22 protein-coding genes and 1 pseudogene are annotated in these 26,163 nt (G+C 57.9%); 7 read left to right on the top strand and 16 right to left on the bottom strand.

The features are described 5' to 3' along the window. The 13 genes and pseudogenes from U9R25_06560 to U9R25_06500 all read right to left on the bottom strand — a co-directional run. Positions 1 to 1,659: S1 RNA-binding domain-containing protein (locus U9R25_06560; protein MEA3335555.1), on the bottom strand; the 1,659-nt coding region annotated here is incomplete at its 3' end. A gap of 110 nt (positions 1,660 to 1,769) precedes the next feature. Next, complete coding sequence (locus tag U9R25_06555) at positions 1,770 to 2,153, bottom strand: RidA family protein (GenBank protein MEA3335554.1); 384 nt, start codon at positions 2,151 to 2,153, stop codon at positions 1,770 to 1,772. Positions 2,154 to 2,201: 48 nt separating this feature from the next. Next, the gene (gene glpX, locus U9R25_06550; GenBank protein ID MEA3335553.1) at positions 2,202 to 3,212 is read right to left on the bottom strand and encodes a class II fructose-bisphosphatase; all 1,011 of its coding nucleotides are present in this window, start codon (positions 3,210 to 3,212) and stop codon (positions 2,202 to 2,204) included. Between the two features lie 134 nt (positions 3,213 to 3,346). Then, on the bottom strand, positions 3,347 to 4,810 hold the full coding sequence (locus U9R25_06545) for an MFS transporter (protein ID MEA3335552.1): 1,464 nt from the start codon (positions 4,808 to 4,810) through the stop codon (positions 3,347 to 3,349). Positions 4,811 to 4,880: 70 nt separating this feature from the next. Next, entirely contained in the window at positions 4,881 to 5,678 is a 798-nt protein-coding gene (locus tag U9R25_06540; protein ID MEA3335551.1) for a phosphatidate cytidylyltransferase, read from the bottom strand. A gap of 3 nt (positions 5,679 to 5,681) precedes the next feature. Then, positions 5,682 to 6,425 (bottom strand): polyprenyl diphosphate synthase, encoded by a 744-nt coding sequence (uppS, locus tag U9R25_06535; GenBank protein ID MEA3335550.1) that lies wholly within the window; start codon positions 6,423 to 6,425, stop codon positions 5,682 to 5,684. Positions 6,426 to 6,448: 23 nt separating this feature from the next. Further along, positions 6,449 to 7,006, bottom strand: a complete 558-nt coding sequence (gene frr, locus U9R25_06530; GenBank protein MEA3335549.1) for a ribosome recycling factor — start codon at positions 7,004 to 7,006, stop codon at positions 6,449 to 6,451. Continuing rightward, positions 7,003 to 7,779: a UMP kinase gene (gene pyrH / locus U9R25_06525; GenBank protein ID MEA3335548.1), complete on the bottom strand. Its 777-nt coding sequence runs from the start codon at positions 7,777 to 7,779 to the stop codon at positions 7,003 to 7,005. The genes frr and pyrH overlap by 4 nt, the downstream gene beginning before the upstream one ends. 143 nt (positions 7,780 to 7,922) lie before the next feature. Then, positions 7,923 to 8,516 (bottom strand): translation elongation factor Ts, encoded by a 594-nt coding sequence (tsf, locus tag U9R25_06520; GenBank protein MEA3335547.1) that lies wholly within the window; start codon positions 8,514 to 8,516, stop codon positions 7,923 to 7,925. Between the two features lie 633 nt (positions 8,517 to 9,149). Next, positions 9,150 to 9,821: pseudogene (rpsB, locus tag U9R25_06515) on the bottom strand (30S ribosomal protein S2). Positions 9,822 to 10,040: 219 nt separating this feature from the next. Continuing rightward, a complete protein-coding gene (locus tag U9R25_06510) occupies positions 10,041 to 11,336 on the bottom strand; it encodes a Gfo/Idh/MocA family oxidoreductase (protein ID MEA3335546.1) in 1,296 nt (431 codons plus the stop codon). 61 nt (positions 11,337 to 11,397) lie between these two features. After that, on the bottom strand, positions 11,398 to 12,648 hold the full coding sequence (locus tag U9R25_06505; GenBank protein MEA3335545.1) for a glycoside hydrolase family 2 TIM barrel-domain containing protein: 1,251 nt from the start codon (positions 12,646 to 12,648) through the stop codon (positions 11,398 to 11,400). Between the two features lie 64 nt (positions 12,649 to 12,712). After that, the gene (locus U9R25_06500; GenBank protein MEA3335544.1) at positions 12,713 to 15,436 is read right to left on the bottom strand and encodes a glycoside hydrolase family 78 protein; all 2,724 of its coding nucleotides are present in this window, start codon (positions 15,434 to 15,436) and stop codon (positions 12,713 to 12,715) included. A gap of 116 nt (positions 15,437 to 15,552) precedes the next feature. On the opposite strand from U9R25_06500, the gene U9R25_06495 reads away from it, so the two are divergent. Genes U9R25_06495 through U9R25_06465 form a run of 7 tightly spaced genes read left to right on the top strand, consistent with a single transcriptional unit; the run spans position 15,553 to position 21,765 of the window. Continuing rightward, positions 15,553 to 16,668: a LacI family DNA-binding transcriptional regulator gene (locus U9R25_06495; protein ID MEA3335543.1), complete on the top strand. Its 1,116-nt coding sequence runs from the start codon at positions 15,553 to 15,555 to the stop codon at positions 16,666 to 16,668. Between the two features lie 24 nt (positions 16,669 to 16,692). Beyond that, the gene (locus U9R25_06490; protein ID MEA3335542.1) at positions 16,693 to 17,448 is read left to right on the top strand and encodes an extracellular solute-binding protein; all 756 of its coding nucleotides are present in this window, start codon (positions 16,693 to 16,695) and stop codon (positions 17,446 to 17,448) included. A gap of 39 nt (positions 17,449 to 17,487) precedes the next feature. Then, positions 17,488 to 18,576 carry a uroporphyrinogen decarboxylase family protein gene (locus U9R25_06485; protein ID MEA3335541.1) on the top strand — a complete coding sequence of 363 codons (1,089 nt, stop codon included), beginning with the start codon at positions 17,488 to 17,490 and terminating at the stop codon, positions 18,574 to 18,576. Between the two features lies 1 nt (position 18,577). Beyond that, positions 18,578 to 19,549, top strand: coding sequence for a beta-galactosidase (locus tag U9R25_06480; GenBank protein MEA3335540.1), 972 nt, complete (start codon positions 18,578 to 18,580; stop codon positions 19,547 to 19,549). Then, complete coding sequence (locus tag U9R25_06475) at positions 19,546 to 19,857, top strand: family 43 glycosylhydrolase (GenBank protein MEA3335539.1); 312 nt, start codon at positions 19,546 to 19,548, stop codon at positions 19,855 to 19,857. The genes U9R25_06480 and U9R25_06475 overlap by 4 nt, the downstream gene beginning before the upstream one ends. Continuing rightward, the gene (locus tag U9R25_06470; protein MEA3335538.1) at positions 19,784 to 20,350 is read left to right on the top strand and encodes a hypothetical protein; all 567 of its coding nucleotides are present in this window, start codon (positions 19,784 to 19,786) and stop codon (positions 20,348 to 20,350) included. Before U9R25_06475 ends, U9R25_06470 begins: the two co-directional genes overlap by 74 nt. Beyond that, positions 20,347 to 21,765, top strand: a complete 1,419-nt coding sequence (locus U9R25_06465) for a hypothetical protein (GenBank protein MEA3335537.1) — start codon at positions 20,347 to 20,349, stop codon at positions 21,763 to 21,765. The genes U9R25_06470 and U9R25_06465 overlap by 4 nt, the downstream gene beginning before the upstream one ends. Before the next feature lie 106 nt (positions 21,766 to 21,871). Here U9R25_06465 and U9R25_06460 read toward each other — a convergent pair whose 3' ends face one another. From U9R25_06460 to uvrC, 3 genes are read right to left on the bottom strand one after another with little or no spacing between them, the layout of a single operon-like run. Continuing rightward, a complete protein-coding gene (locus U9R25_06460; GenBank protein ID MEA3335536.1) occupies positions 21,872 to 22,849 on the bottom strand; it encodes a ribonuclease Z in 978 nt (325 codons plus the stop codon). 17 nt (positions 22,850 to 22,866) lie between these two features. Next, positions 22,867 to 23,982, bottom strand: coding sequence for an RNA 3'-terminal phosphate cyclase (locus U9R25_06455; GenBank protein ID MEA3335535.1), 1,116 nt, complete (start codon positions 23,980 to 23,982; stop codon positions 22,867 to 22,869). Beyond that, entirely contained in the window at positions 23,979 to 26,030 is a 2,052-nt protein-coding gene (uvrC, locus tag U9R25_06450; protein MEA3335534.1) for an excinuclease ABC subunit UvrC, read from the bottom strand. Before uvrC ends, U9R25_06455 begins: the two co-directional genes overlap by 4 nt. Positions 26,031 to 26,163: the final 133 nt, after the last annotated feature.

Here is a 26,163-nt window from a genome sequence, read left to right as displayed (position 1 = left end):
GCTGTCCGTTACTTCATCCTCGTCCTTCTCGGCCGTGACTGGCTCGACATTATCTTCCCCTTCGCGCCAGTCCAACTCGGCATACTCATCCTCGGTAGCGCGTTTGAGGCTCAAACCCATGCGCCGGCGGGCCGGGTCGATGCGAATAATGCGAAGACTCAAGGCATCGCCCTCGCTGACCACCTCTTTAGGATGAGTCACTCGATGGTTGGCCAGTTCGGAGATGTGGATCAGTCCTTCGATCATACCGTCGATGCGGGCAAAGGCACCAAAGCTGGCTAGCTTGGTGATCACGCCGTCCACGATCTGACCCACGGCATAGCGATCATGCACGACGCTCCACGGTTCGGGCTCGATGCGCCGCATGCTCAGACCAATCCTCCGGCGTTCCGGGTCGACGTTCAACACATAGACCTCAACCTCGTCGCCGACGCTGACGACCTCGCTGGGGTGGTTGACCCGGGACCAGGAAAGCTCGGAAACGTGGACCAGACCATCAGCACCACCCAGGTCGACAAATGCTCCGAATTTCGCCAGACTGCTAACGCGGCCCTTTCGGACGTCGCCCTTCTTCAACTCACTGAGCAACTCTTCCTTTTTTTGGCGCCGACGGTCGCGAACGGCCAGTCGCTCGGAGAGAATCAGGCGGTTGCGTCGACGATCCAACTCAACGACCTTCAGCCACAGATTTTCGCCAACCAGACCGGACCAGCGGTCCTCTTCGCCACCTTCGGCCGGACGTTCGGGTTTTGTGACCAACTGGGAAGCGGGGATGAAGCCGCGTACTTTGCCCAAACGACAGATAACTCCGCCGCGATTGAAGCCAATTACGCTGCTTTCAAATATCTGGCCAGACTCCAGGAATACCTCTGCTTCACGCCAATCGCGTTCCTGCTGGGCGCGGCTGAGAGACAAAACAACATTGCCATCGCGGTCTTCGGGCCGGACCACATAAACGACGACCGGATCGCCCACGTTGAGGCTTTCCCGGTATTCCTTGCCCATGCGCTCCATCTCACGGTTGTGGATGAAGCCCTCGGACTTGGCACCAACGTCGACCAGAATCTCGCTGGGGGTAATGCTAACGACGACGCCGTCGCGGATTTCACCGGAGCGCAGCGGCTTGAATTCGAAATCTGCCACGAATTCTTCCATTGAGATTTCCGTGGACTCGATGGACTCGAGATCGAATTCTACATCATCTTCATCTGCCGCTTCAACCTCTGCTTCGGCTTCAGCCTCGACCTCAGCTTCCGCCTCGGCGACTACCTCTGCCTCGACTTCCACTTCAACCTCTGCTTCGGCAACCGCTTCGGCTTCAGCCTCGACCTCAGCTTCCGCCTCGGTGACTACCTCTGCCTCGACTTCCACTTCAGCCTCTGCTTCGGCAACCGCTTCGGCTTCAGCCTCGACCTCAGCTTCCGCCTCGGCGACTACCTCTGCCTCGACTTCCACTTCAACCTCTGCTTCGGCAACCGCTTCGGCTTCTTCAGCGACGATTTCCTCAGGCATGGCTTCGCCGTTCGGCTCAACAGAGGTGGCCTCAGTGACGTCCGTCGAGTTCACCTGCGATTCGGCCTCGGCTTCAGGCGTGGTTGCGCTAGCCCCTTCAGCCATGTCCTCTTCCGGGACCGGTACAACTTTGCTGGAATCATTCATATGGTTTTAATGCTTCTCCTCCAAGAGTGTCGCATGATTATAACGGATAATCTTTCAAATGGCAAGCAGAAGATTGTTCGGAAGAGGGACGCGATCATACCCTCAATTGCCTATTTCTCACACAGGGCAATGGCCTCGACTTCGACCAAGGCGCCCAGGGGCAGGCCTGCCGCCTGCACCGTCGATCTGGCAGGTGGCGCGCTGGCGAAAACCTCGCCGTAAATGGCATTCATGGCGGTGAAATCCGCCATGTTTTGAAGGTACACGGTGGTCTTGACGACACCGTCGACACTGCTTCCCGCCGCTGTAAGCACAGCCTTGAGATTGGATAGCACCTGTCGAGTCTGCGCTTCCAGCCCTTCAGCCATGTCGCCGGTTTGGGGATCGATTCCAATCTGTCCAGCGGTGAATACCAGGTCTCCCACCCGAACTGCCTGCGAGTAAGGGCCAACCGCGGCAGGCGCTGCCGTCGTCTTGATTATTTCGCGGTCCATGATTCTTCTCCGTATCGAAAGAGAGTTTGTGTCGGTGGAAAACCAAGTTCAATCTGGCATGGCGAGATCAGAACTGGCGTAACTGATCTGGCTGATACGCATCAGTTTATCCCAGCGGTGCTGCGAGACGATGGTCCGGATCGTGCCCGACCTGGAGCGCATGACGATAGAAGAGGTGCTGGCACCGCCGCGCATGTAGCGGACACCTTCAAGGAGTTCGCCGTCGGTGATGCCGGTGGCGGCGAAAAAGACATTGTCACTGGCAACCAGGTCATCGATTCCGAACACCTTGTTCAGGTCGTGTCCATGCTGCTCGGCATAGCGTCGTTCGTCATCGTTGCGGGGCCAGAGTTTGCACTGCATGCCGCCTCCCATGCATTTCAGTGCTGCTGCCGTGATGACTGCCTCGGGTGAGCCGCCGACTCCCAGTAGAACATCGATGCCCGTGTCCGGACTGGCTGCTGCAATGGAGCCAGCCACATCCCCGTCTGCGATGAGACGGATGCGCGCCCCGACGTCGCGCACCTGGCCGATAAGTTCTTCATGGCGAGGGCGGTCCAGGATCATTACTGTAAGGTCGTCAACCTGTTTTCCGACGGCGTGAGCGACCGCGTGCAGATTGTAGGCGGCCGGTTGGTTGATATCGATCACGTGGCTGGCTTCAGGCCCAACTGCAATCTTATCCATGTAAACCAGACTGCCTGGTGAGTACATGCTGCCCCGTTCGGAAAGAGCCACCACGGCCAGCGCTCCTGAGCCACCCTTGGCCGTCAAGGTGGTACCATCGATGGGGTCGACAGCAATGTCCATTTCGGGCCCTGCGCCGGTGCCCAACTCCTCTTCGTTGAAGAGCATGGGCGCTTCGTCCTTTTCCCCTTCCCCGATTACGATGATACTGTTCATATCGATGGAGTTAAGGATCAAACGCATGGCATCGACGGCGGCCTGATCGGCGGCAATTTTGTCGCCACGACCCATCCAGCGGGAGGCTGCCAGGGCAGCGGCTTCGGTTACGCGGACAAGATCTAAAGCGAGATTGCGATCGGGTTGTTCAGCCATGGATGAACTCCTCCTTGATGATCCATCGGACATGATCCCGGGTCAGCTTTGACGCGGGCCGATTATAACACAGGAACGGTCGACAAGTGAAAGTCAGGTTTGGTGGCTTGCAGAGAGCGTCGGGCCCCTTGCGCTCAGGTGGACACCGATTCCTTCAACTCTGCGGGCCAGTCTCTTGGCGATTCGTCGATTCCCTGCAGGATCACGAAAGCGATGACGATGAAAACCAGCAGGCTAAGGATGGCCATCGGTCGTCCCAGCCCGATGGTTTCGGCAATGTAGCCCCACATGAAGGGACCGATGATGCTGCCAAAGCGGCCCACCATGCTGTACAGCCCATAGAATTCACCGATGAAACGGGGTGGAGCCAGTCGCAGCATGTAGGGACGATCGGCGGCCCAGGTGCCGCCCAGAGCAATCCCTGCCAGGGTGCCTACGACCCAAAACAGCCAGGGAGACAGGTCCATCATGGCGATTAAGGCAGCCAGGGCCAACACCACCATCCAGAGCACCAGCACCATGTTGAGGCTGCGTTTGGGACCGATCTTATCGACGACCACTCCCCACAGCAGACCTCCGATCACGGCGAAGACAATGGATATGAGCAGCAGGTACTGGGCCTGATCATCGCTGAAGCCGACCTCGTTAGTGACGTAGATGCCCATGAATACGATTACCGTGTTGACAGGATCGGTGTAGAAGACCCGCCCCAAAAGAAAACGGGGTAGCCCCTCGTAACGGGTGGCGTGCAGGACGGGGCCTACCACGGGCATCAGGATAATCGATTGGACCAGGCCGACACCGATACCTATGATCGGATACCACCAGGCGACCTGGCTCCCTGCCAGTGCCAGCAATCCGGTAACCAGCAAACCCTGCAGGATGCCCAGAACAGCCCAGAGTCCGAAGTAGCGAGTCCAGTTGTTGATTCTTCGAAAGCCCTGGACATAGGTTTGATTGATCGCTGCCCGTCCGATTTCAACCAGGCCGCGTTTCCCCCGGGTTGTCCGTTCCTTGACGAAGATGAAACAAGGTATGGCAAAGACCAGAAAGAGAACTGCGGTCAGGCGGAAGATTCCTGTGTAGCCAATCCTGTCCAGGAGCAGCAGTCCGGCTCCCACGCCAATGAAGGAGCCCATGTAACCCAGGCCGATCCCCAGGCCGCCAACTCGCCCCCGGTTTTCCTCGGTGCTGACGACGGGTAATAACGAGTCGTAGAAGATCAGGCCGGCCTGGAACATGTAGTTTGCGACGATGAAGAGCAACAGGCTGATCATCAGTCCCCAGGTTCCCAGCAGCGCGGTGAAGCCCACGCAGAGCAGGGTTGTGACAATGAGGAAGGGCATGCGACGCCCCGCCTGATCAGAAAGCGCACCCAAAATCGGCGCGGTGAAAAACATCAACGCCATCGAGATGCTGTTGGCATTGCCGTAATCGGCGTCATTGCCTCCCATCTGATTGACGACCCAAAGGCCGAAATAGAGGGAGACGATGTTCATGGAGAAGATCGTGTTGGCCAGGTCGTAAAGGGCCCACGACAGGACGGAAAGGCGAGACGGTTGAGGGGGTGGCGCAACGGCAACTTGTGCTGTAGTCATTGAGTCCTTCCTCAGATTGACCGGGGATGGTCGGCTGAACTACGGATAATGACAAGGGCGGGCTGACAGATTAGATTGGCCAACGCGGCATCAGCGATGCCCAGAAAAATACCAGAGGGATCGTTACCAGAAGGCTATCTATGCGATCGAGGATGCCGCCGTGGCCGGGGATCAGATTGCTGGAGTCTTTGGCGCCTACCTGGCGCTTAATCATCGACTCAGCCAAATCACCCAGCGGCGCGACCAACCCAATCAGTAAACCCAGTGCAGCGCCTTCGAGCCAGCCAAGGCCCAGTAGCCAGTGACCAAGCAGGGCGCTGGAAAGTGTGCTGGCAACCGCGCCTGAAAGGTAGCCTTCCCAGGTTTTTTTGGGACTATGCCTGGGCCACCAGGGATGCCGTCCGAAGGCGCGACCGGCAAAATAGGCGGTTACGTCGGCCGCCCAGATAGCGATTGCTCCCACCAGGAGCCAGAAAAGGCCATCTTCAAGAGCGCGCAGGCGGACGAATTGACTGAGCAACCAGCCCAGGTAAAGGGAACCAGCCAGCGCGATGGCCCAGTCGGTAGCAGGGGTCTCGGAATTGTGAAAGAGACTCCAGAAGATAGACCCGATGACCGCCACGGTCAACACCAGGCTCAGCGGAAAGAGATCGCTCCACTGGCCCTGGACAATGAATAACAGGGTAAGGATGATTGCGAGGACAAGGCTTGGCTCATAGCCACCTTGCCGAAAGAGGTTGACATGTTCCCAGGTGGCGAGGACGCCCACGGCAGCGATCAGTGCAAAGAAAGGCAGGCCACCAAGGACCGCAGGGACAGCCACGACGACCATCAAGACGGCGGCACTGAGGACGCGGGTGCGGAGCACGGGTCAGGTCACCTGGACATGGCCGAAGCGCCGGTCCCGATCGCTGAAAGCTTCAAGGGCTTTTCTCAATTCGGCCTCGTCGAAATCTGGCCAGTAGGTGGGTGTGGCGTAGTATTCGGCGTAAGCTGCCTGCCAGATCAGGAAGTTGCTTAACCGGTACTCGCCGCCCGTGCGGATGATCAGATCGGCATCTGGAAGATCGTGGGTGTAGAGGTAATGGCTGAAGATGTCCTCGGTGATCTGTTCCGGGGCAAGGCCATCCTCGATGACGCGCCGGATGCCGTCGATGATCTCGGCTCGACCGCCATAGTTGAACGCGACGTTGAGAATGATCCGGTCGTTGTTGCTGGTCAGTTCCAGAGCCCGGGTGATCTGCTTTTTCAGTGGCTCGGAAATGCCCACGAGACTACCACTGTGGCGGATTTGGACGCCGTTTTCATGGAGTTCCTGGAGTTGCTCTTCGATCGTGCGGCTGAGCAGCCGCATCAGGCCTCGCACTTCCGCCGGTGGTCGGCCCCAGTTTTCCGTCGAAAACGCGTAGATGGTGAGCACTTTGATCCCGAACCCAACAGATGCCTCCAGGACCTGACGAATATTGTCGGTACCGGCTCTATGGCCCATAAAGCGGGGCAATCCCTGCTCTTGCGCCCAGCGGCCATTGCCATCCATAATGATACCGACATGATGGGGAATCCGCAGTTGTCCCGCCATCACCTGTGTACCGTTGGTCTCGTCGTTCGAGGTCATAGGTCCGCTTCCGGGAAACTGGATCAGATTTCCAGGATCTCTTTCTCCTTGGCCTCACCGATCCCATCGATCTGTTCGATCATTCGGTCGACCAGTTCCTGGATTTCGTCTCGACCCCAATAGAAGTCGTCCTCCGGGATATCCTTGGATTTTTCGGCTGACTTGAGTTCCTCATTGGCATCCCGGCGGATGTTGCGGATCGAAATCCGGGCTTCTTCCACCCGTTTTCCCACCTGGCGCACCAATTCCTTGCGACGTTCTTCGGTCAGCTGTGGGATTGCCAGACGAATCACCTTGCTGTCGTTAGAGGGTGTGATTCCCAGATCGGAGCGCAAAATGGCCTTTTGGATGTCGCCAATGTCGCCAGGGTTGAAGGGGCGAATCACAATGAGGCGCGGTTCGGGCACACCGATGACTGCCAGTTGGTTCAACGGTGTCGGTGCGCCATAGTAGTCTACAGGGATATGTTCCACCAGCGCGGGAGTTGCGCGTCCTGTACGGATGGTACGAAGGTCAAAGTTCAGGGACTCGATGGATTTCTCCATGCGATCTTCGGCGTTAAGAAGGATGTCGTCAATCATCGTCGTTGGCGCTCCTGGCTGTTGGTCGTGGCTGGCTGTCGCTCTTGCCAAACTGCTTCATCTGCGATGATGGTGCCAACTTGCTCGCCCATCACCACCGATTCTAACACGCCTGGCTGCCACAAGTCAACCACGTAGATGGGCATGTGATTCTCCATGGAAAGGGTAATGGCTGTGCTGTCCAGCACCCCCACCCGAAGATTGAGTGCATCGAGATAGGGCAGGAACTCAAACCGGGTTGCATCGGGGTTTTCCAGGGGATCGTCATCGTAGACGGCGTCAACCTTGGTGGCTTTGATCAGGACATCGGCGCCCACCTCCATTGCTCGCAGGGCTGCCGCAGTGTCGGTGGTGAAATAGGGGTTTCCGGTACCGGCACCGATGATCACGACCCTGCCTTTCTCAAGATGACGGATGGCTCGCAATCGAATGTACGGCTCAGCCAGAGAACGCATTTCGATGGACGTCTGGACCCGCGTGATTACGCCGATACGTTCAAGAGCATCCTGTAGGGCCAGGGCGTTCATCACCGTGGCCAGCATCCCCATGTGATCGGCGGTGGCCCGTTCCATGCCATGGGCCAGGCCGGTTTTGCCACGCCAGATATTGCCGGCACCCAGGACAAGGGCCACCTCTACACCGAGATCCGTGACTTGTTTGACCTTATAGGCAAGATCAACAGCTCGCTCAGGGTCTATTCCATAACCCTCGGGACCAGCCAGCGATTCGCCACCTATCTTAAGAAGGATACGACTAAACTTGGGCTCGCTCAAGGCACTTTCTCCTGAACTGCTGGTGTCGAAGACACTGTTTGAAAAGCCTTGTCCATGGGTTCGACCCTTTTTCAAACAGCTACTAACTGCTAAAGTTGGGCCGGAAGCCATTCTGCCATGGCCTCCGGCCTATCAAACCTGTCTCATTCGCCTACTTCGTAGCGGGTGAAGCGGCGGATGACGATGTTTTCGCCTAGTTTGGCGATCGCCCGGGTGACCAGGTCATCGACGGTCATCGAGTCATCCTTGGCGAAGGGCTGGTCTACCAGGCAGACTTCCTGATAGTATTTCTCCAGTTTTCCTTCGACAATCTTATCGAGAATATGATCAGGCTTGCCCGAGTCAGCCATCTGAGCTGCATAGATCTCTCGTTCCTTTTGCAGGACCTCTTCCGGGATATCCTCGCGACTGACATAGATGGGCTTGAGCGCCACGATCTGCATCGCAAGATCCTTGACAAGCTGCTGGAAGTCATCAGTCCGTGCCACGAAATCGGTCTCACAGTTGACCTCGATCATGGATGCGGCTTTGGATCCCATGTGGACATAATTGCCGATCAGGCCTTCATTGGCCTCGCGACTGGCTTTCTTGGCGGCCGTGGCAAGTCCCTGCTTGCGCAGAAACTCAACCGCTTCGTCGAAGTTGCCATTGGCTTCAGTCAGCGCGTTCTTGCAGTCAAGGACGCCGGCGCCGGTGGCAGCTCGCAGTTCTTTTACCATCGCTGTTGTAACTGTCAACGTTTTTCTCCTGTATCTTGTTCGTCAGGCAGTCACAGCTTGTTGCCCCAGACCTAAGGCTACCGCGGAAGACCAGACCTGGCGACAGGGTACAGTTGCTTGTTTTTCCTGTTCTCTGCCGCTGGAGGGGGATGGGGTTTCTGGCTGTGCCGCGCCTGGTTAACTTTTCGCAATTAGGGCACCGGCGGTAAATTCACCGGTGCCCTCGTTTACTACGTAAAAAAGAGCTGCTCAGGCAGTTTCAACCGCTTCGGTTTCTTCCTGCTCCTCGGTGGCTGTTTCTTCTTTCTCATTCACGTCGACTTCTTCGACCACCTCAGCCACCTCGTCGACCTCGGTTTCCGCGATCACCTCTTTTTTAGCTTCCTCGGCCACCTCGGTTTGCTCTACCACCTCGGTCTCTTCGATTACTTCACCTTCTACTTCGGTCTCTTCAACTATTTCGGTTGTTTCGGTTTCGGCGACCACCTCGACCACCTTTGTCTCAGGGGTGTCACTGGCAGCGCCCACGCCGCTGGCGAGTTTCGCCAGGGTAGAGGGACCGAGATAGATCTCAGGTTCCTGGATCTCTTCGTCGATTACGGCCTTGTAGTCTTCCTCCTCATCGGCCTCGATCACCTCACGCATGTGGCGACCTTCCTGGGCTGCCTGCGATATGACATTGGTGATCAGTTTGATGGCGCGAATCGCGTCGTCGTTAGCCGGGATCACCAGGTCAACGGGATCGGGATTGACGTTGGTGTCGACCATGGCGATGATCGGGATACCGAGTTTGCTGGCTTCCCGAACTGCAATGTCTTCGCGATTGATATCGGTGATGAATACCAGATCAGGAAGGCGGCGCATATCACGCAGGCCACCAAGACGCCGTTGCAGCTTATCGATCTCCCGTTGCTGCTGCAGGGCTTCCTTTTTGATCAAGAGATCGAAATCACCACGTTCCTTTTGTTGCTCCAGCTTGATCATATGATCGACACGCTGGCGGATGGTGCGGAAGTTGGTAAGGGTACCACCCAGCCATCTTTGATTGACGTAGGGCATGCCGGCCTTTTCCGCAGCTTCCTGGACATTCTGTTGGGCCTGACGTTTTGTGCCGACGAAGAGCACAGTGCCACCTGACGCGACCACACTGCGGGTACGCTGGTAGGCGGCCTCAATCTGCCGCATCGTCTGCTGCAAGTCGATAATATGGATACCATTTCGCTCGGTGAAAAGGTAGGGTTTCATCTTGGGATGCCACCGGCGGGTACGGTGTCCAAAGTGGACGCCTGCTTCGAGCAGGTCTTTCATTTTTACTACTGCCACGGTTCGAGATACCTCCTGAAAAATGCGTTTAGTCGTTCGCCCTCGCGTGTAATCCAGTTTACCCCGTACCGCGGAATACGGAGCACGCAGCCGGATTTAGACGACCGCGAGTGGCGTGCGTAATTTGAGCGCGCAAAGCGCGCTCGGCCTGGCAGTATACCACAGGGGAAAACCAGGGGCAAATTGCTCAGGGAGAATTTTGACCGGTGATGGCGAGTCTCAGTTGCCGGCCTGTTGCTCAGACAACGCTACTTCTTCGGCGCGGCGTCTAAACACCGCCATATCGACTACTTTGCCCTTTTTCCGGGACTCTTCGGCCGCGAAGGCCATCATATGGCTTTCGAGCGCAACGCGCGCCCTTGTCAGGGGCGCTGCGTTGCCTCGAATGGTTTCCAGGAAGGCAGACACCATGCCGAAGTCACCTCCGCTGTGGCCGCTCATGGTAGCGTCACAGGGAATTACCTCCATTGCGCCGGTCACATGGTCGTGGATCTCGATGACACCACCCCTGTAAGTGAACTTGCCGCGCAGCGTGGCTCGTGTACCGTCGTAACGCAAGGTGCGACTTTCCTCGTGCGAATGGCCTTGCATGAATAGAACAGCGGTCGCACCGCCGGGAAACTCAAGGTTGACCGTTTGATGATCGACCACGGTGTTATCGCAGTGGAAAACGCAGCGCCCATAGGGGCCACTTTCCAGCGCTTGAAGCCGTCCCTGGTAGCTCAGATCCGAGGTGATCATCGTTACCGGCCAACCTGTCCGGTCCATGTCCAGATAAAGACGGCGTGCATCGAAGGGGCATTGCTCGCTCACCGGGCAATCATCGGTACAGCGCTGAGTGGCACCGGTTGGCGCCATATCGCGTCGGAAGTGCAGGAGTGATCCGAAGGATTGCAGCCGTTCGGGGCCGTGACCGAAATTCCAGGTGAGGATATCCAGATCATGGCAGCATTTGGAGAGGATCATGGGGCTCGATTCCGCTGCGTTGCGCCAGTTTCCCCGGACGAAACTATGGGCCATGTGATAGGTCTCGACATTTTCCCGGTGCTCCACCGTGATGATGTCGCCGAGCTTTCCGCTTTCCAGAATGTCGTGCAAGGTGGAGAAGAAGGTCGTGTAGTGCAGGACGTGGCAGACCTGTAACAGACGTCCCAGTTTTTCGGCATGCTGAACCAGTTGAACGGTGGGAGTCAACCGGTTGGTCATGGGCTTTTCCAACAGGACATCATAGCCGGTATCCAGGGCGCCCATTGTGGACGCGTAATGCATCTGGTCCTTGGTGCAATTGAAGAGAGCATCGGCCAATTGTGGCCGGGAAGCGACCTCTTCCCATGTGGTGAACTGGCGCTCGCTCGGGATTCCGTGAGCCTCGGCAAATCGTGTTCGCCGGATTGGGTCGGGCTCGGCGACCGCAACGAATCGAAGTTCTTGAGGATATTCGAGGGCATAGGGGCCATAGGAATCGGCTCCGCGTTGGCCGGCTCCCAGAAGCACTGCAGTGATCGATTCCTTCATGAGCAATCAACTTTCCTTGTGTGAGTAACTCCAGTGAGTGTCTTGGCACCTCTCCCAACGTTCAAACGGCAGGCACAGGAAATGGTTGGCCTACCTGGGAAAGGAACTCGGCATAGAAGCGCTGCACGTATTTCAGAGGATCGTGATAGTACTGGTCCGGGGTGATATCCAGATCGATCGAATAGCGAGGCGGTTGCACGGTGGGTCGGGATGTAGCGAAGCGCTTGATGACTTCGGCATGGGGTTTCAGGGAGCCGTCGGGGCGCATCAGGCCAAAGAAACGCTCGTGCCAGGCTTCCAGGCAGGGGGGGCGGTCCCACAGGTCGGGGTGGTAATCTGCGAAACACCAGAAGACTGCCCCCGAAGCACCGACCTGTGGCAAGTTATGTAACAATTGCTCTACATAATCAGCGAATTCACCCTCAGCTGCCATGAATTGCGTTCTTGGTTTCCCATATTCGGTCCAGGCCCAAACGGAGGATGGTTTCCCTGGGGCTTCGGTGCAGCCGCCCAACTCCTCCATAAGGGTGGGCTTTCCACCGGAGAGTGCGGAGGTCAGGGCGCAGAGAAATGGCACATACCAGGCGTCCAGTGGACCGCGAGCCCAGTCGACGTACATGGGATAACCATGCATCACGGGGAAATCCACTTCGGCGAAAACGTCGCTGATCCGGAGACCGTTGTCTTCGAAAAGGCTATTGACGTGCAGTCCGCAGGTTACAGGGGTTGCTGGATCGATGCTTTTGATCAGGCTCGTAAGGTGCCGCGTCCAACTTTTACCCTGAGCTGCATTGTCCGGGAGGGCGAACAGGTCAGGTTCATTGCCAAGATTCCAGACGCCGACCGCCGGATGATCCTTGAAGCGCGCGACCACGGTTTCCACCATCAGGTCGGAGGCATTGAGCAGCATGGAATCGCTGTACTGGTTCCGGTAGGCACAATCTACGATTTTTCCATCGCTGACCACCTGGCGGATGTGCGCAGGCATGGTCTGATTCGGAAGTAACATCCACCCTGGTGCCCAGCTTGGCCCGCTCATATGACCGGTGAAAAAGGTGACATTGAGGGACAGGTCAAGGTTCTGGGCGATGTCACAGACGATCTCCAGGTTGTTCAACGCATCCTGGTTGACACTGTCGGGTGTTGGCTGCCAGTCCTCCCAGAGTAAAAAGATGCGCACCATCGACATGCCCAAATCAGCAATCAGGCTAAACTCCTCCCGGATTTCCCGGGAGTCGAAATTGGACCACCAGAACATAGCCTTGCGCCGAGGCCAGTAGTTGACGCCGAGGGTAAAGGGTGGATTCACCATGGAAAGATGCTCCTTCCGTATGGGATGACGCAATGGGATGGCGCCATAAGCGCTGCGCTTCTCTTCATGTTCTCAACCTTGATTCGAATTCGAACTGGCCTGAACCCAGTGTGACGACCAGGGCGTCGGACTCTATGCCGACAACCGATAGGCCTTCGGCCTGAGTTACCGGGATTGCGCTTTCCAGGACATGGGTGGTATCTATTGTGGGCACGAAGGCTGTTGCCGTGGCATTGGGAGGCACGCTGACCTGCCAATGCAGTCGATCGCCATCCACGCGCCATCCGCTTTCGATGAGCCCGTAAGGTGACTGATAGCTGGCCCTGGCATGTTCAAGATGGCCGCCGATGTGAGGCCGCAAGAGGATGTGTTTGAAGCCAGGGCGGGCTGGATCGACATCGATGCCAGCGACAGCGCGATAGAGGAAGGTGCCCACCGACCCATAGGCATAGTGGTTGAAGGAATTCATGTCCGGGTCTTGAAAGCCGTTGTCTTGGGTCCACCCATCCCAGCGCTCCCAGATCGTGGTGGCGCCCTGGATTACCGGGTACAGCCACGAGGGAATCGTGGTCTGCAGCAGTAGTGAATAGGCGATATCGATATGGCCTTCATCGCTCAGTACATGAAGCAGGTAGGGGGTGCCAACGAAGCCAGTCGAGAGGTGCATCTGGCGTCGCTGGATGTCGGCGACAAGGGCATCAACGATACCGGGTCGAAGCTCTTTGGGCAACAGGTCGAAGTGCAAGGCCAGCACATAAGCGGTTTGGGTCTGGCCGACCAGGTCGCCCTCCTCAGTGACAAATCGATCGATGAACACCTGGCGCACCTTCTGCGACAACTGGTCGAATCGATGGGCATCATCGATTCTGCCCAGGGTGCGGGCAATCTGAGACAAAAGATGGGCACTGTGGGCGAAAAAGGCGGTTCCGATCAACGCCTTGGATGTGCCACCAATCCTTTCCCCGCTGTCGTCCATGGCCAGCCAATCGCCGAAACCGCCAGCCAGCCATTGGTTGTTGGCCGTCCATTCGCCTCGCGTCGGATCTCCCCTGACCAGATCGGGGCTGTCGGCCACCAGGAAATCCATGAATGCAATAAACGAGTCATAATGCCGTTCGAGCAGCCGGCGATCCCCATAGGTGAGATATATCGTCCATGGACAGATCAGCAGCGCATCCGACCATGCCTGTCCCCCTTCGAACGATGTCTTGGGCGTGGAGGGAGCTACGGCGGGAATGCCGCCATTGGAAAGCTGGGAATCTGCCAGGTCCTGCTGCCATTTTGTGAAGAAGCTGGCAACATCCATATTGAAGGTTGCTGCCTGAACAAACACCTGAGCATCACCGGTCCATCCCAGTCGTTCATCTCGTTGGGGACAGTCGGTGGGAACATCCAGGAAGTTGCCCTTCTGTCCCCAGAGGATGTTGTGTTGCAGTTGATTGACCAGTGGATTGGAGCATTCGAAGCTGCCAGTTCGGGGCATGTCGGAATGCAGGACGACCGCGCTGAGAAGGTCGTCCGGGGGTTTGCCGGGATACCCCTGTACTTCGACGTAGCGAAAGCCATGGAAGGTGAAGCGAGGCTGCCAAAGCTCTTCGCCATCCCCGTTCAAGGTGTAGTGGTCCGTCTGGCGTGCGGTTCGCAGGTTCTCCGTGTAGAGTTTGCCATTTTCATCGAGCATCTCGCCGTAGCGGAGGGTGATGGTGGTCCCGGCAAGGCCCTGCACCTTGAGGCGGACGCGCCCGACCAGATTCTGTCCGAAGTCGAAGAGCCAATGAGAGGAGGGCCATGCCAGCACCTCCTGGGGCTGAGAAATCGGATGCAATTCCCCGTGGCGGCGCATTGGTGGGCCGGCGGTGGCGACCAATGCGATACCAGGGTCATCGAAGACCTGGGCGGGCAACCAGCCGGAATCGTCAAAATCGGGGCTTGACCAGCCGGGGAAGGAGAGCCGGGCGTCGTAGCTTTCGCCCATGATGAGATCCCCCTCCAACAGCGGTCCTACCGCCGTGCGCCAGGTCTGGTCGCTGGTGACAAGCAAGCGGCTGCCATCGTCGTGATCTATCACGAGCTGTGCCAGGAGCCTGGGCCGGTCACCGTAAAGCTGACGCCCCCGCCATTCCAGATGGCCACAATACCAGCCATCGCCCAGGATTGCGCCGATCACGTTATCGCCGGGTACCAGCAGGTTGTTCACATCGTAAACCTGATAGCGGACCCGTTTGTGGAAATCGGTCCAGCCGGGCATCAGCACATCGCTGCCGACAAGCCGCCCATTGATCTGACACTCGTATACCCCAAGAGCCGTGACATAAAGGCGGGCGGTCTGGATCGGCTTCTCCAGGTGGAAGGGCTTGCGAAAGAAGGGTGCCGGAATGGAAGACCAGCGGCCGCCGACCAGAGGCCCCTGGATCCATTGCGCCTGCCAATCGTGGCGTTCCAGAAGACCCATCTCCCACCAGGCCAGATCGCTCCATGGGGTGACCTGGTCCAGTTCGTTCCACGCTCTGACCTGCCACCACGCTTGTTCACCCGAGGCCAACAAGGTACCGGCATAGGCTACATGAATTGATCGATCACTGGCGATCTTGCCGCTATCCCAGAGAGAATCGCTGTTATCCTTCAGGGCCCCGGCCGATCGGGCCACGCGGACTTGAAAGGCTGTTTGTCGGGCGCCTCGCCGGGTTGACTGCATTTGCCAGCTCAGGCGGGGACCTGGCTCGTCGATTCCGAGAGGATTGGACTTGTATTCGCAGGTTAGTTGGACGGTGCGATCATCGGATGTCATGCGCGGATCTCCTGAGGCTTCAAAGCCACGTTTGTGTCGTGGATCGAATCGATGGTCTTGACCAACTGTCCGGTTCGTGGTATACTGTTATCGGTCCCGGAACCGGTAACAGTATTATGGCACAGGTTGCAGAAATGGGCAAGCTCCACAAGGTAACAATCGGAGAAGTTGCGAGAGAGGCTGGTGTTTCCAAACAAACCGTTTCCCGGGTATTGAATGATCGGCCCGATGTGGCGCCGAAGACCCGCAAACGAGTGCGTGAGGTCATGGATCGTCTGGACTATCAACCGAGTCAGCTGGCTCAAAGCCTGAGCCGGCGGCGAAGTTATACCCTGGGCGTGGTCACCGCCGGCCTTCAGTATATTGGCCCCTCCAGGACGCTTTACGGGATTACTCAGGAAGCGGAAGAGAGGGGCTACGCAATTCTGCTAAAGGAATTGCCCGGTTTTCAGGTTCAGGATTTCGAGCCGATCATACGTTCCCTGCTGGCGCGGCATGTGGATGGTATCATTTGGACCGTGCCCGAGGTAGGGGACAACATGGCATGGATCCTCGAGCATCGGACTGAGCTTCCTGTTCCTTTGCTCACCCTGTCAACCGAGGCGCAGCCTGGTTCGGCCAGCGTCATCATCGACAACTACCTGGGCGCCTTTCGAGCAAGCCAACATCTTCTCGATCAAGGCTATCGCCGGATCGGGCACATCGCCGGACCACTGGATTGGTGGGCTGCGCGCCAGCGCCTGGCGGGCTGGAAAGATTGCCTGCTGGAGGTCGGTGTCGCGGTTGACGAGCAGCACCGCGCGGAGGGAAACTGGTCCTCTGCAAGCGGTGAGCAGGCCATCCGAGCATTATTGGAGAGTTATCCCGACATGGATGCCGTGTTCGTTGCCAATGACCAGATGGCCATCAGCGTCTACAAGGTGGCCAGTGAGTGGTCGATCAAGATACCTGCGGACCTGGGGCTGGTCGGATTCGACGGAATCCCCGAGGTGGCCCATCTTTGTCCCCCCCTTAGCACCGTCTGGCAGGATCAGCCTACCCACGGTCGAATGGGTGTCTCCGAGTTGGTCGACCTGATCGAGACGGTGAAGAAAGGTGGCGACTTGCCTGAGTCAAGAACCGTTGTTTTGCAGCCAGAGCTGATTGTTCGGGAGAGTTCCTTGTATCCAGGAACCCTTTTTGGTCCAACCAGCCCTTTGGAGGTAGCCGATGACGTGACCCTCGTTCGATGATGAGCCGTAGCCTGCGCGCCCGCAGTGCCACCCGCCGCCCCTGCCCCGGCAGAACCGGCTCCAGCCGAGCCTGCCGAGGAAAAACCGGTCGCTCAGCCGGAACCAGAACCGGCCTCGGGCACGGTTGTGGTCATGCATTTCAGGCATGAGCTAACCGAGGAAATGGAAGCCCAGTTCGAGGATGACCATCCGGGCATCGAGATCGAATTTGCAGATGCTTCCGAACAGACTCGTTTCTTTGCCATGTATGCTGCCGGCTCGCCTCCGGACCTCTATCGGATTCAGGCGCCATCGATTCCGCAGTTCCTGGCGAGGGGGATTCTCTACGATCTGACTCCCTACTTCGAAGCCAGCGAGCTGATCAATATCGACGATCTGGCCGCGTTCAACAAGTATTACATGGCCGAAGGTCCCCTGGAAACCGGCTCGGGCAAGATCTGCGGCATGTGCAAGGATGCATCGCCCGATATGACGATCTTTGCCAACAAGGCCCACTTCGAAGAGGCCGGGCTACCCGTTCCCGACCCTGATTCCCCAGTTCATCCTGTATGCCCGCCTGCATTTGACCAATACCTACTGGCCCTGGATTCTGGAAGCGTTCGCGGGCAGCTCCTTTTTTATCTTCCTGTTTCGCCAGTTTTTCCTCGGATTTCCGCGGGAGTTGGAGGATGCCGCTGTTATCTATATCCTGCCTATGGTGATCGTATTCTTTTTTGCCCAGAAGCATATCCTCAAGGGAGTGGTTACCAGCGGCCTGAAAGGCTGATCGATGCATTATGAAGCCTTGCCCGCAACTCGACAGGGAGGAGACGACTAACCGTGGAGACCCTCACCGGCAGAGAAAGAATCGCTAACATCATCCAGCACCAGCCGGTCGATCGCATTGGCGTATTCGAACATTTCTGGGACGACACACCTGGGAACTGGCGGGAGGCTGGCCATATTGGCGCGAACGAATCGATGGAGGATCACTTCGACCTGGATATGGCGCTTTTCTGGTCCTTCAACTTCGTTGCCGACCTGGATTTTGAGCCTGAACTGTTGAGCGAAACGGATACGACCTACGTTCAACGGGACGGCAATGGCGCTGTGCTGCGCTGGCACAAGGTGAACCAGACAACACCTGAGCATGTGGACTATCTGGTTCGTGACCGCCAAAGCTGGGAAACCTATGCAAAACCACGCTTGACCACAGACCCGCGCCGCATCGACTTCGAGGGTTATCGGATGGCCAGACGGCAGGCTGCCGAGGCCGATCGCTTTTTCTGCTGGTCAGGCGTCAACGTGTTTGAACTGATGCATCCGGTCGTCGGCCATGAGAACCTGTTGATCGGTATGGCGCTGGATCCCGACTGGATTGGTGATATGGTGGCGGTCTACTCGCAGGTGACCATCGAACTCCAGGAGATGCTGTTCGCCCAGGAGGGATATCCCGATGGTATCTGGTACTACGAGGACATGGGTTTCAAACAACATCCCTTTTTCTCTCCCCATATGTACCGGAGCATGATCCAGCCGGGACACATCAGGACCATCGACTGGGCTCACGGGAAAGGGTTGCCGGTGATCATGCATTCCTGCGGATATATCGCTCCCTTGCTGCCTGATATGATCGAGGCCGGCGTCGATTGCCTGCAGGTTATCGAGGTCAAGGCTGGCATGGATCTACTGGAACTGCACCGGGCGTTTGGCCAACGGTTGTCGTTGATGGGTGGCATGGACGTTCGCGTCCTGTACACCAACGACGAGGATGTGATCGCCGAAGAGCTCAAGAGCAAGATCCCGGTTGTGAAGGAGGGATTCGGCTATGTCCTGCACAGCGATCATTCCATTCCGGTTGATGTGAGCTATGACAGTTACCGCTATTTTCTCGACCGCGGCAAGGAATTAGGCAGCTACGAGGCATGAAATGTTCCATTTCGGCGTAGATTACTATCCCGAGCATTGGCCTGAGGCTCGTTGGCCGGTCGATGCCGCCATGATGGCTGAGGCAGGGTTCAACGTGGTTCGCCTGGCCGAATTAGCCTGGTCTTTGATGGAACCTGATGATGGTCGCTTCGAGTTTGACTGGCTCGATCGGGCCATTGCCATCCTGGCTGCCGAAAAGATCCAGGTTATTCTGGGCACTCCGACGGCATCACCACCACCCTGGCTGATTGCCAGTTCTCCAGATATTCTGCGAACCACTGCCGATGGTCAACGGGTGGGATACGGCAGCCGGCGCAACACATGCCCATCCCATCAGGGATACCTGGCCTATTCCCGCCGTGTTGCTCAACAGATGGCGGCGCATTTTGCCGGCAATTCCGTGGTGATCGGCTGGCAGATCGACAACGAGTTCGGTGATCCCTGCTACTGTGCGACCTGTCGCCAGGCTTTTCAGACCTGGCTTCAGGCGCGTTATGGCTCGCTCGACGAACTCAACGAGCGCTGGGGCACCCGCTTCTGGAGCCACGTATACAGCAGTTGGTCGGAGATACCGGTGCCGTTGACGACCTCCTATTCCCACAACCCGGGCCTGGCACTCGATTTCAAACGCTACAGCTCTGATGCGTATGTGTTGTACCAGCAGGAGCAAATCGATGCCATTCGCGAGCGATGTCCGGATCAGTTTATTTCCCACAACCTCATGGGTTTTGGCTACGATCGCCTGGACTATTTCGATCTGGCCCGCCCGTTGGATATGGTCAGTTGGGACAACTATCCGCGTGGTTTCTGGAAAGAGGTCTTTCCCGACGATCCCAGCAGGATGGCGCTGGGCCACGATACCATGCGAGGACTCAAGAAGGGCCCCTTCTGGATGATGGAGCAACAGAGTGGCGCCAGCGGCTGGGCGAGATCGACCTTAGAACCGGTCAGGTCATCACGGCGCCCCGTGTGATCTGGCAAGGAAGTGGCGGTAAATCACCTGAAGGACCTCATCTGTACCGGGCGTTCGACCATTACTTCTTGCTTACAGCGGAAGGTGGCACTGAATATGGGCACATGGTCGCTATCGGGCGCGCTGACAATCCCTGGGGTCCCTTCGAGAGCTGTCCCCGCAATCCCATTCTAAGCCATCGCAGCCTGGACAGCCCGATCCAGGCAACGGGCCACGGAGATCTGGTGCAGGCCCATGATGGGAATTGGTGGCAAATCAGACAACTATTCTCTCAGCGACCGGCCAGGCTGGCTGCGTCTGACCTGTGACGCCGAGACCCTGGACGATCGCACCTCCCCCACGTTTGTAGGGCGTCGCCAACGGCACTTCAAGTGTCGCGCAGCCGCATTCCTGGATTTCGAACCCGAAGTTGACGAGCAGGAAGCCGGTCTGACGGCGTTCATGAATGACAGGCACCACTATGAGATCGCCGTAACCCGTCGCACCGGTCAGAGACAGATCATCGTCCGGAGACGAATCGGCAGTTTGCAGCAGATTGTAGCTCAGGCGCCGATCCCTTCGGGTCCAGTGGAGCTGGCCATCGAGGCTGACCGGGACTGGTATACCTTGCGCTGCGCAGTTCCGGGAGAACCGTCCATAGCGCTGGCCAGGGGGGAGACTCGCTATCTATCCAGCGAGGTTGGCGGCATGTTCACCGGTGTCTACCTGGCGATGTATGCCACCGGCGCCGGCTTGCCAGGCAGTGCAAAGGCCTACTTCGACTGGTTTAACTATCGCGATCTTAGCGAGGATGGGCCATGAACACAAGAAAATACCTGCTCTCTGCCGCTTCAATAGTTCTTAGCCTGACTGGCTGCCAGGCTGCTGGAATTGCGAGTCCAGCGCCGGACCCAACCATCGTTGCCATTGAGGCGGTAGCAGAACCAACCGCGACAAGCTCACCGGCTGAAACAGAGGTCAGCGATGGTTTGACCATCTTCTATGTTGACCCCGGACAGACCTGGCAGGCTATCGAAGATGTCAGCGGTGGCAATTTCATCACGCAGTTTGCGCAGACCACCGAGCCCCTGGAGGATGTGAGCCGATACAACCTGGCAAATCTGCCGGTACGAACCGCGCGCGTTCGTATCGGCCTTGAGGATTGGGAGCCGGTAAACGACGATGACGATCCGCTCAATTTCAACTGGGATGCCTTTCACGACGATGGCTACAATCACGCGACGTTCGAGTTGATGCAGCACCTTCAGGCACAGGGCAGCCAACTGATCGCCACTGTATGGGATGTGCCCGACTGGCTGGTTTCGAACCCGCAGAAGGAGAGGACCAGGTTCATGCCTTACGATCTCTATCCAGAGGTGGTAGAATCGATCGCAGCGTGGCTGATCACTGCTCGGGACAGCTATGGCGTCGACGTGGACTATGTGTCTTTCAACGAACCAGATATCGGGGCCTACGTCAGCCTGATTCCGGCCGAGATCGTCACGCTGCTTCGCGAGGCGGGGCCGCGCTTTGAGGCCCTTGATCTGCATACGCGGTGGCTGCTGGCCGACGTCAGCAACCTGGACGGCAGTGTGAGCTTCGCCAGGTCCATCTGGCGCGCGGAGGACGTGCGATCCTATCTGGGCCCGTTTGCCGTCCACAGCTGGGATTCGGACAGCGACGACAGCAAATTCAAAGGGGTTCGCGATTTTGCCGCAGAAGAGGGCCTGGACGTGTGGATTTCGGAAGCAGGCTGGGGCGCATTTCTCTGGTCGACGCCCGAGGTGTTTCCCACCTGGGAATACGCGCTGCGACTGGCAAACATCTATAGCCGCTTGCTGAAGATGAGCGGCGCATCCAGGATTCTCTATTGGGAAATGATGGGCGACGACTATCCTCTCAATGACGGCGTCCAGCCCTATCCATCTTTCGAGATCCTGCGCCAGTTTGCCGAATACCTTCCTCCTGGCACTGAGATCGTCGCGACCTCGGATAACACGGAAAGCCTACTGTGGTTTGCCGCACGGACGCCGCACGGTTTCCTGGTCAACCTGGTCAATCCGGGTGCCGAGCCTTTAGCGGTTCGCATAGTCGGTGTGCCGGAAACGGCATTGCGGCACCTGAGCACGAGCGAAGGTGAGACAGGTGCCGACCTGGGGCGCGTCGATGGCAGCGAAGGCCATGTCGAATTGATCTTGGCCGGCGGTAGCCTCAACTGGTTGATCGCAGAGAAGTAATGGCCTCGATTTTGGAAAACACCGAAGCATCATTCAAGAATCTCTGCGCCTTTGCGTCTCTGCGTTAATAATCGACCTTATTCAGGGGTGTCTGACTTGAGTGTCGCTAGCTGTCTTTATCTTTCCGTCGCTGGCGAGACCGCCCGGAGAGCACCAACGTAGCAGGTTCCCCTCTGACAATTCGGAATCGATCGAAGTCGTTGGCGACGGTCACATTGTCGAAGATCGGTTTGGCCTCGGCCAGGACATGGCGCGCTGAGTATCGGCGGGAGAGATGATTGAGAATCAAGCTGTCAACTTGCGCTTCCCTGGCCAGAGTGGCGGCGCGCGCCGCCGTCAGGTGCCCAAATTTCCGTGCCATCTGGGCCTCTTCCTCGAGGTAGGTGGCCTCGATGACCAGCGCGTTTGCCCCTTCAACCACATCCAACAGGTTATCAGTACGCCCGACATCTCCCACATAGACCAACTTGGTGCCCGCGGTGGTTGGTCCCAGAACATCTTGTGGTTCGATGACCCGGCCATCGGAAAGGGTGATTGGCTTGCCCTGGACCAGATCGCGGCGCACCGGGCCCGGCGGCACACCCAGGGCTGCTGCTTTGTCTGCCAGGAAAGGCCGGCGTTCTTTTTCCTGGAAGATGTAGCCAAAGCACCCGGGTCCTCGATGGGAAACCGGGAAAGCGCTCAGTCTGAATTTGCTGTCTTCAAAGAGGGTACCAGGCTCCACCGGATTAAGCCGGACGTTCATGGGCAAATTATCGACGGCGCCAAAAACGACCCGCAGCAGGTCGCCGACTCTCTGAAGCGCCCAGCGGCCGCCGTAGATGTCCATTTTCGGGATCATCTCCCAGCGTCCGAAGGTTGATACCAATCCACCCAAGCCAAGGATATGGTCCAGATGGCCGTGGGTGAGCAGGATGCGATCCAGTCGTTTGAAGCCCAGGCCGGAACGGAGCAGTTGGCGTTGGGTGCCCTCGCCGCAGTCGATCATGAAACGATACTCGCGATGCAGTATCACGGCCGAGGAAAGGCCCCGTTGAATCGTCGGCGCCGAGGCAGAGGTTCCCAAAAAAATGATTTCGAACATAAGATTCTTCTATCGGTTCAGTGGTGAGCCGCCCGGTTTGACCGGCCGACAACCTTGACACGGCCGGGATGGCCCTGGTTGCCTTCGATCTCGAAACGATCGCCCAGAAACCTGGAAACGACCCATGCGTTGGTCAGGAGGTGACTGGTAATCTCGCTGGTCGTGAAACTCAAGCTGTGTTCGCCCATGGCCAGCGGAAGGATCAACTGATCCGCCAGGTATGGATCCACGGTGGATCCGGTCCGATGAAATGCTAAAAAGGCGTCGACGGCATCATCGGCCACCCGCTCGGCTGGATAACCGAGCCTGCCGTAGCCGGTAAAACCAGCCCGTCCGCCGCCGCTATACGTGGCCAACAGGAACAGGCAGGTACCTGGTCCTGTGGACCGCGGGTTGACCAGCCTGGTCTGGGCCTTGAATCCGGCATCAGCCAGGCGATTGTAGGCCTGCTTGGCCTGCCTGGCGGTCACTTGGTTGCCAACATTGGAGGCTGCCGATAGCAGTCGCAGCTCCGCCAACTCTCCTCGCGACAGTGTCCACCCGGGCTGGGGCAGGTCGCCGCCTGAAGGTTGGTCAACGTGCCTGTCCATGCCGGAATCCGTTGTCTCAGCAACGGGCTGGACGAGGCCCCTAATCTCTCCGCCACCCCTGGGAAACAAGCCCCACTTTGGCAGTTCAAGTTTCGCCTGAAAACCAAGGGGCGCAATCGCTGGCAGATATACCTGCTCCAGATACTGGAAGGGAGGGCTCCACGCGACGTGAGTGCCGCCCGACACACGAACCCGGGAAGGGCCATCGGCCAGGCCCAGGGGCACGAGCATGGTCTGCAGTACCAGCGTCGCCGATCCGGCGGTCGCTATTTCAAAGCGATAGTTAGCGGCTCGTGGCGCTGATTGCGGCTCAAAGATCAGTTCCCGGCTGTGCTGCCGGGCACCGGTGGTCGTCGCACTGCAAAGTGCCGCTGCTGCCTTTACCGCCTGGACATGCTGGGGGCGCAGGCCGGGCTTGTTTCGTCCCGCTCGGATGTTGACGATGTGCACCCCCTTGCCAAGAATGGCTGCAAGGCTGAGGGCGCTACGTAAAATCTGTCCGCCTCCTTCACCATAGCTGCCGTCGATGGTCAGCAGATTCACAGCTGTTCCTTGAGGGCACGCGCCGCTGCCAGGGTCATGCCCGGAACCGCGGCCAGTTCCTCCACGTCGGCCTCACGGATGCGATCGACGGAGCTAAATTGCCTGAGCAAGGCCTGACGTCGCTTGGGGCCCACGCCAGCGATCTTCTCAAGGACGGAAGAGACGCTGGCTTTGCGACGCAGGTTTCGATGATAGGTGACGGCGAAGCGGTGAGCCTCGTCTCGAATGCGTTGTACCAGGTACAGGCCTTCTGAATCCCGGGGCAACAGGATCGGCCGGGATTTCCCCGGCTGAAATAGTTCCTCCCGCTGTTTTGCCAGCCCAACCACAGGCACCTGGTCCAACAGATCGAACTCCTTCAGTACCTCGATGGCGATACCAAGTTGACCTTTCCCGCCATCCACGATTACCAGATCGGGCAGAATGGTCCAGACGGCGCTACTGCTGCGAACCTTCGCGCCCGGTTCCTGAACATCAGGCTCCACGACGCGGCGGAAGCGCCGTCGAAGCACCTCTTTCATGGCGGCATAATCGTCGGGTTCTCCAAGCGCGCCTCGGCCGCGGACCTTGAAACGCCGGTAGTCAGATTTGCGGGGCGTGCCCTCGGCGAAAACCACCATGCTGCCGGCCGTGTTCGTACCCTGCAGGGTCGATATGTCATAACACTCGATTCGGCCGGGCGGCACCTCAAGGCCCAGGGCGACCTGTAGCTCCTGCAAGGCCTGCACCTGTTTGCTCTTGTCGGCCTGGCGGATTGCCCTGGCGGAACGGAGGGCTTCGAAGGCATTGTTCTCCGCCAGTTTGACCAGTTCCCTGGCATCCTTTTTTCGAGGTACCCGCAGCCGGAAGGCTGATTTTCTGCGACGGGTGTCGCTTCGTTTTTCCTTCAGCCAGAGGGCAATGACATCGCTGCCCGCGGGCTTAAGGGGCAGCAAAATCTCGGGAGGCACATTGCTTGCGTCGTCGTAGAATTGGGTCAGGAAAGATGCCAGAAGCTCCGATGGCTCCTCGTCGGATGTCTGGGGCAGAAAAAAGGTTTCCCGGCCGATCAGCTTGCCGCGCCGCACGAAAAACACCTGGAAGGCCGTTTCCGTGCCGCCATCGTCGTTGGCAAAGGCGACCACATCCTGGTCCACCAGCGAGGTAGAAACCATCTGCTGGCGCGATACGATTCTGCGGGCCAGTTCGACCTGGTCCCGGTAGATGGCCGCGCGCTCGAACTGCAGAGCGCCGGCTGCCGAGCGCATGCGTTCTTCCAGCGCGGCAATGGCTTCGTCGCTTTTGCCTTCCAGGAAATCGGCCAGTCCCTGCATGATCCCCCGGTATTCATCCCTGTCGACCTTGCCGATGCAGGGCGCCGCACAGAATTTGATGTCATGGTAGAGACAGGCTCGCTGGTCCTGGCCGGTAATCTCGCGGCTGCAGGTCAGGTAGGGAAAGACGCGGCGCAGGTTGTCCAGGGTCTGGCGCACCGCGAAACCTGATGTGAACGGACCGTAGTATCTTGCACCATCCCGCAGGACCTTGCGCGTTACCGAGACCTTGGGAAAGACATCCTGCCAGTGGATTTTGACATAAGGATAGGTCTTGTCATCCTTGAGCATCACGTTGAAGCGCGGCATGTGACGCTTGATCAGGGTGTTCTCAAGAATGAGCGCATCGACCTCGGTTGGCACGAGGATCCAGTCGATGTCCCCGATTTCGCAGACAAGGCGTACGGTCTTGCTGGTGTGTTGGGCTGAGCCCTGAAAGTAGGAGCGGACCCGCGAACGCAGGTTTTTGGCTTTGCCGACGTACAGTACCTGGCCCCTGTCATTCTTCATCAGGTAAACACCGGTCTCGGTGGGCAGGCTATCCAGTTTGGCCTGAAGGGAATCGGAGTTTTGGCGGGACATGGCGCTATTGTAGCATGCCGTCACTGCCTGGGTCAATCCGACAGCAATTCCAAAGGGGTTTCTCGAAAGCTCCGCCATGAATCCACGCGGCGGGTTCATTCTTATGGAAAGAAACTCGGTGAAGCGCGTGTTTCTTGGGAAGAATGTCGCCAACAAGCAATTCCAGACATGACCCCTCCCCCAGCCCCTCCCCGAACCGGGGAGGGGAGACGGGATGGCACTACTTTTCGGGCTCCCCTTCCCAGTTTGGGAAGCCCATCGCTTCGCTCTGACAATTGATCGTTGA

The organism is Chloroflexota bacterium, assembly GCA_034717495.1.
Lineage (GTDB): Bacteria > Chloroflexota > Anaerolineae > JAAEKA01 > JAAEKA01 > JAYELL01.
Note: the sequence above shows the minus strand (reverse complement) of the source record. Positions and strands in the feature narration are given on the sequence as shown.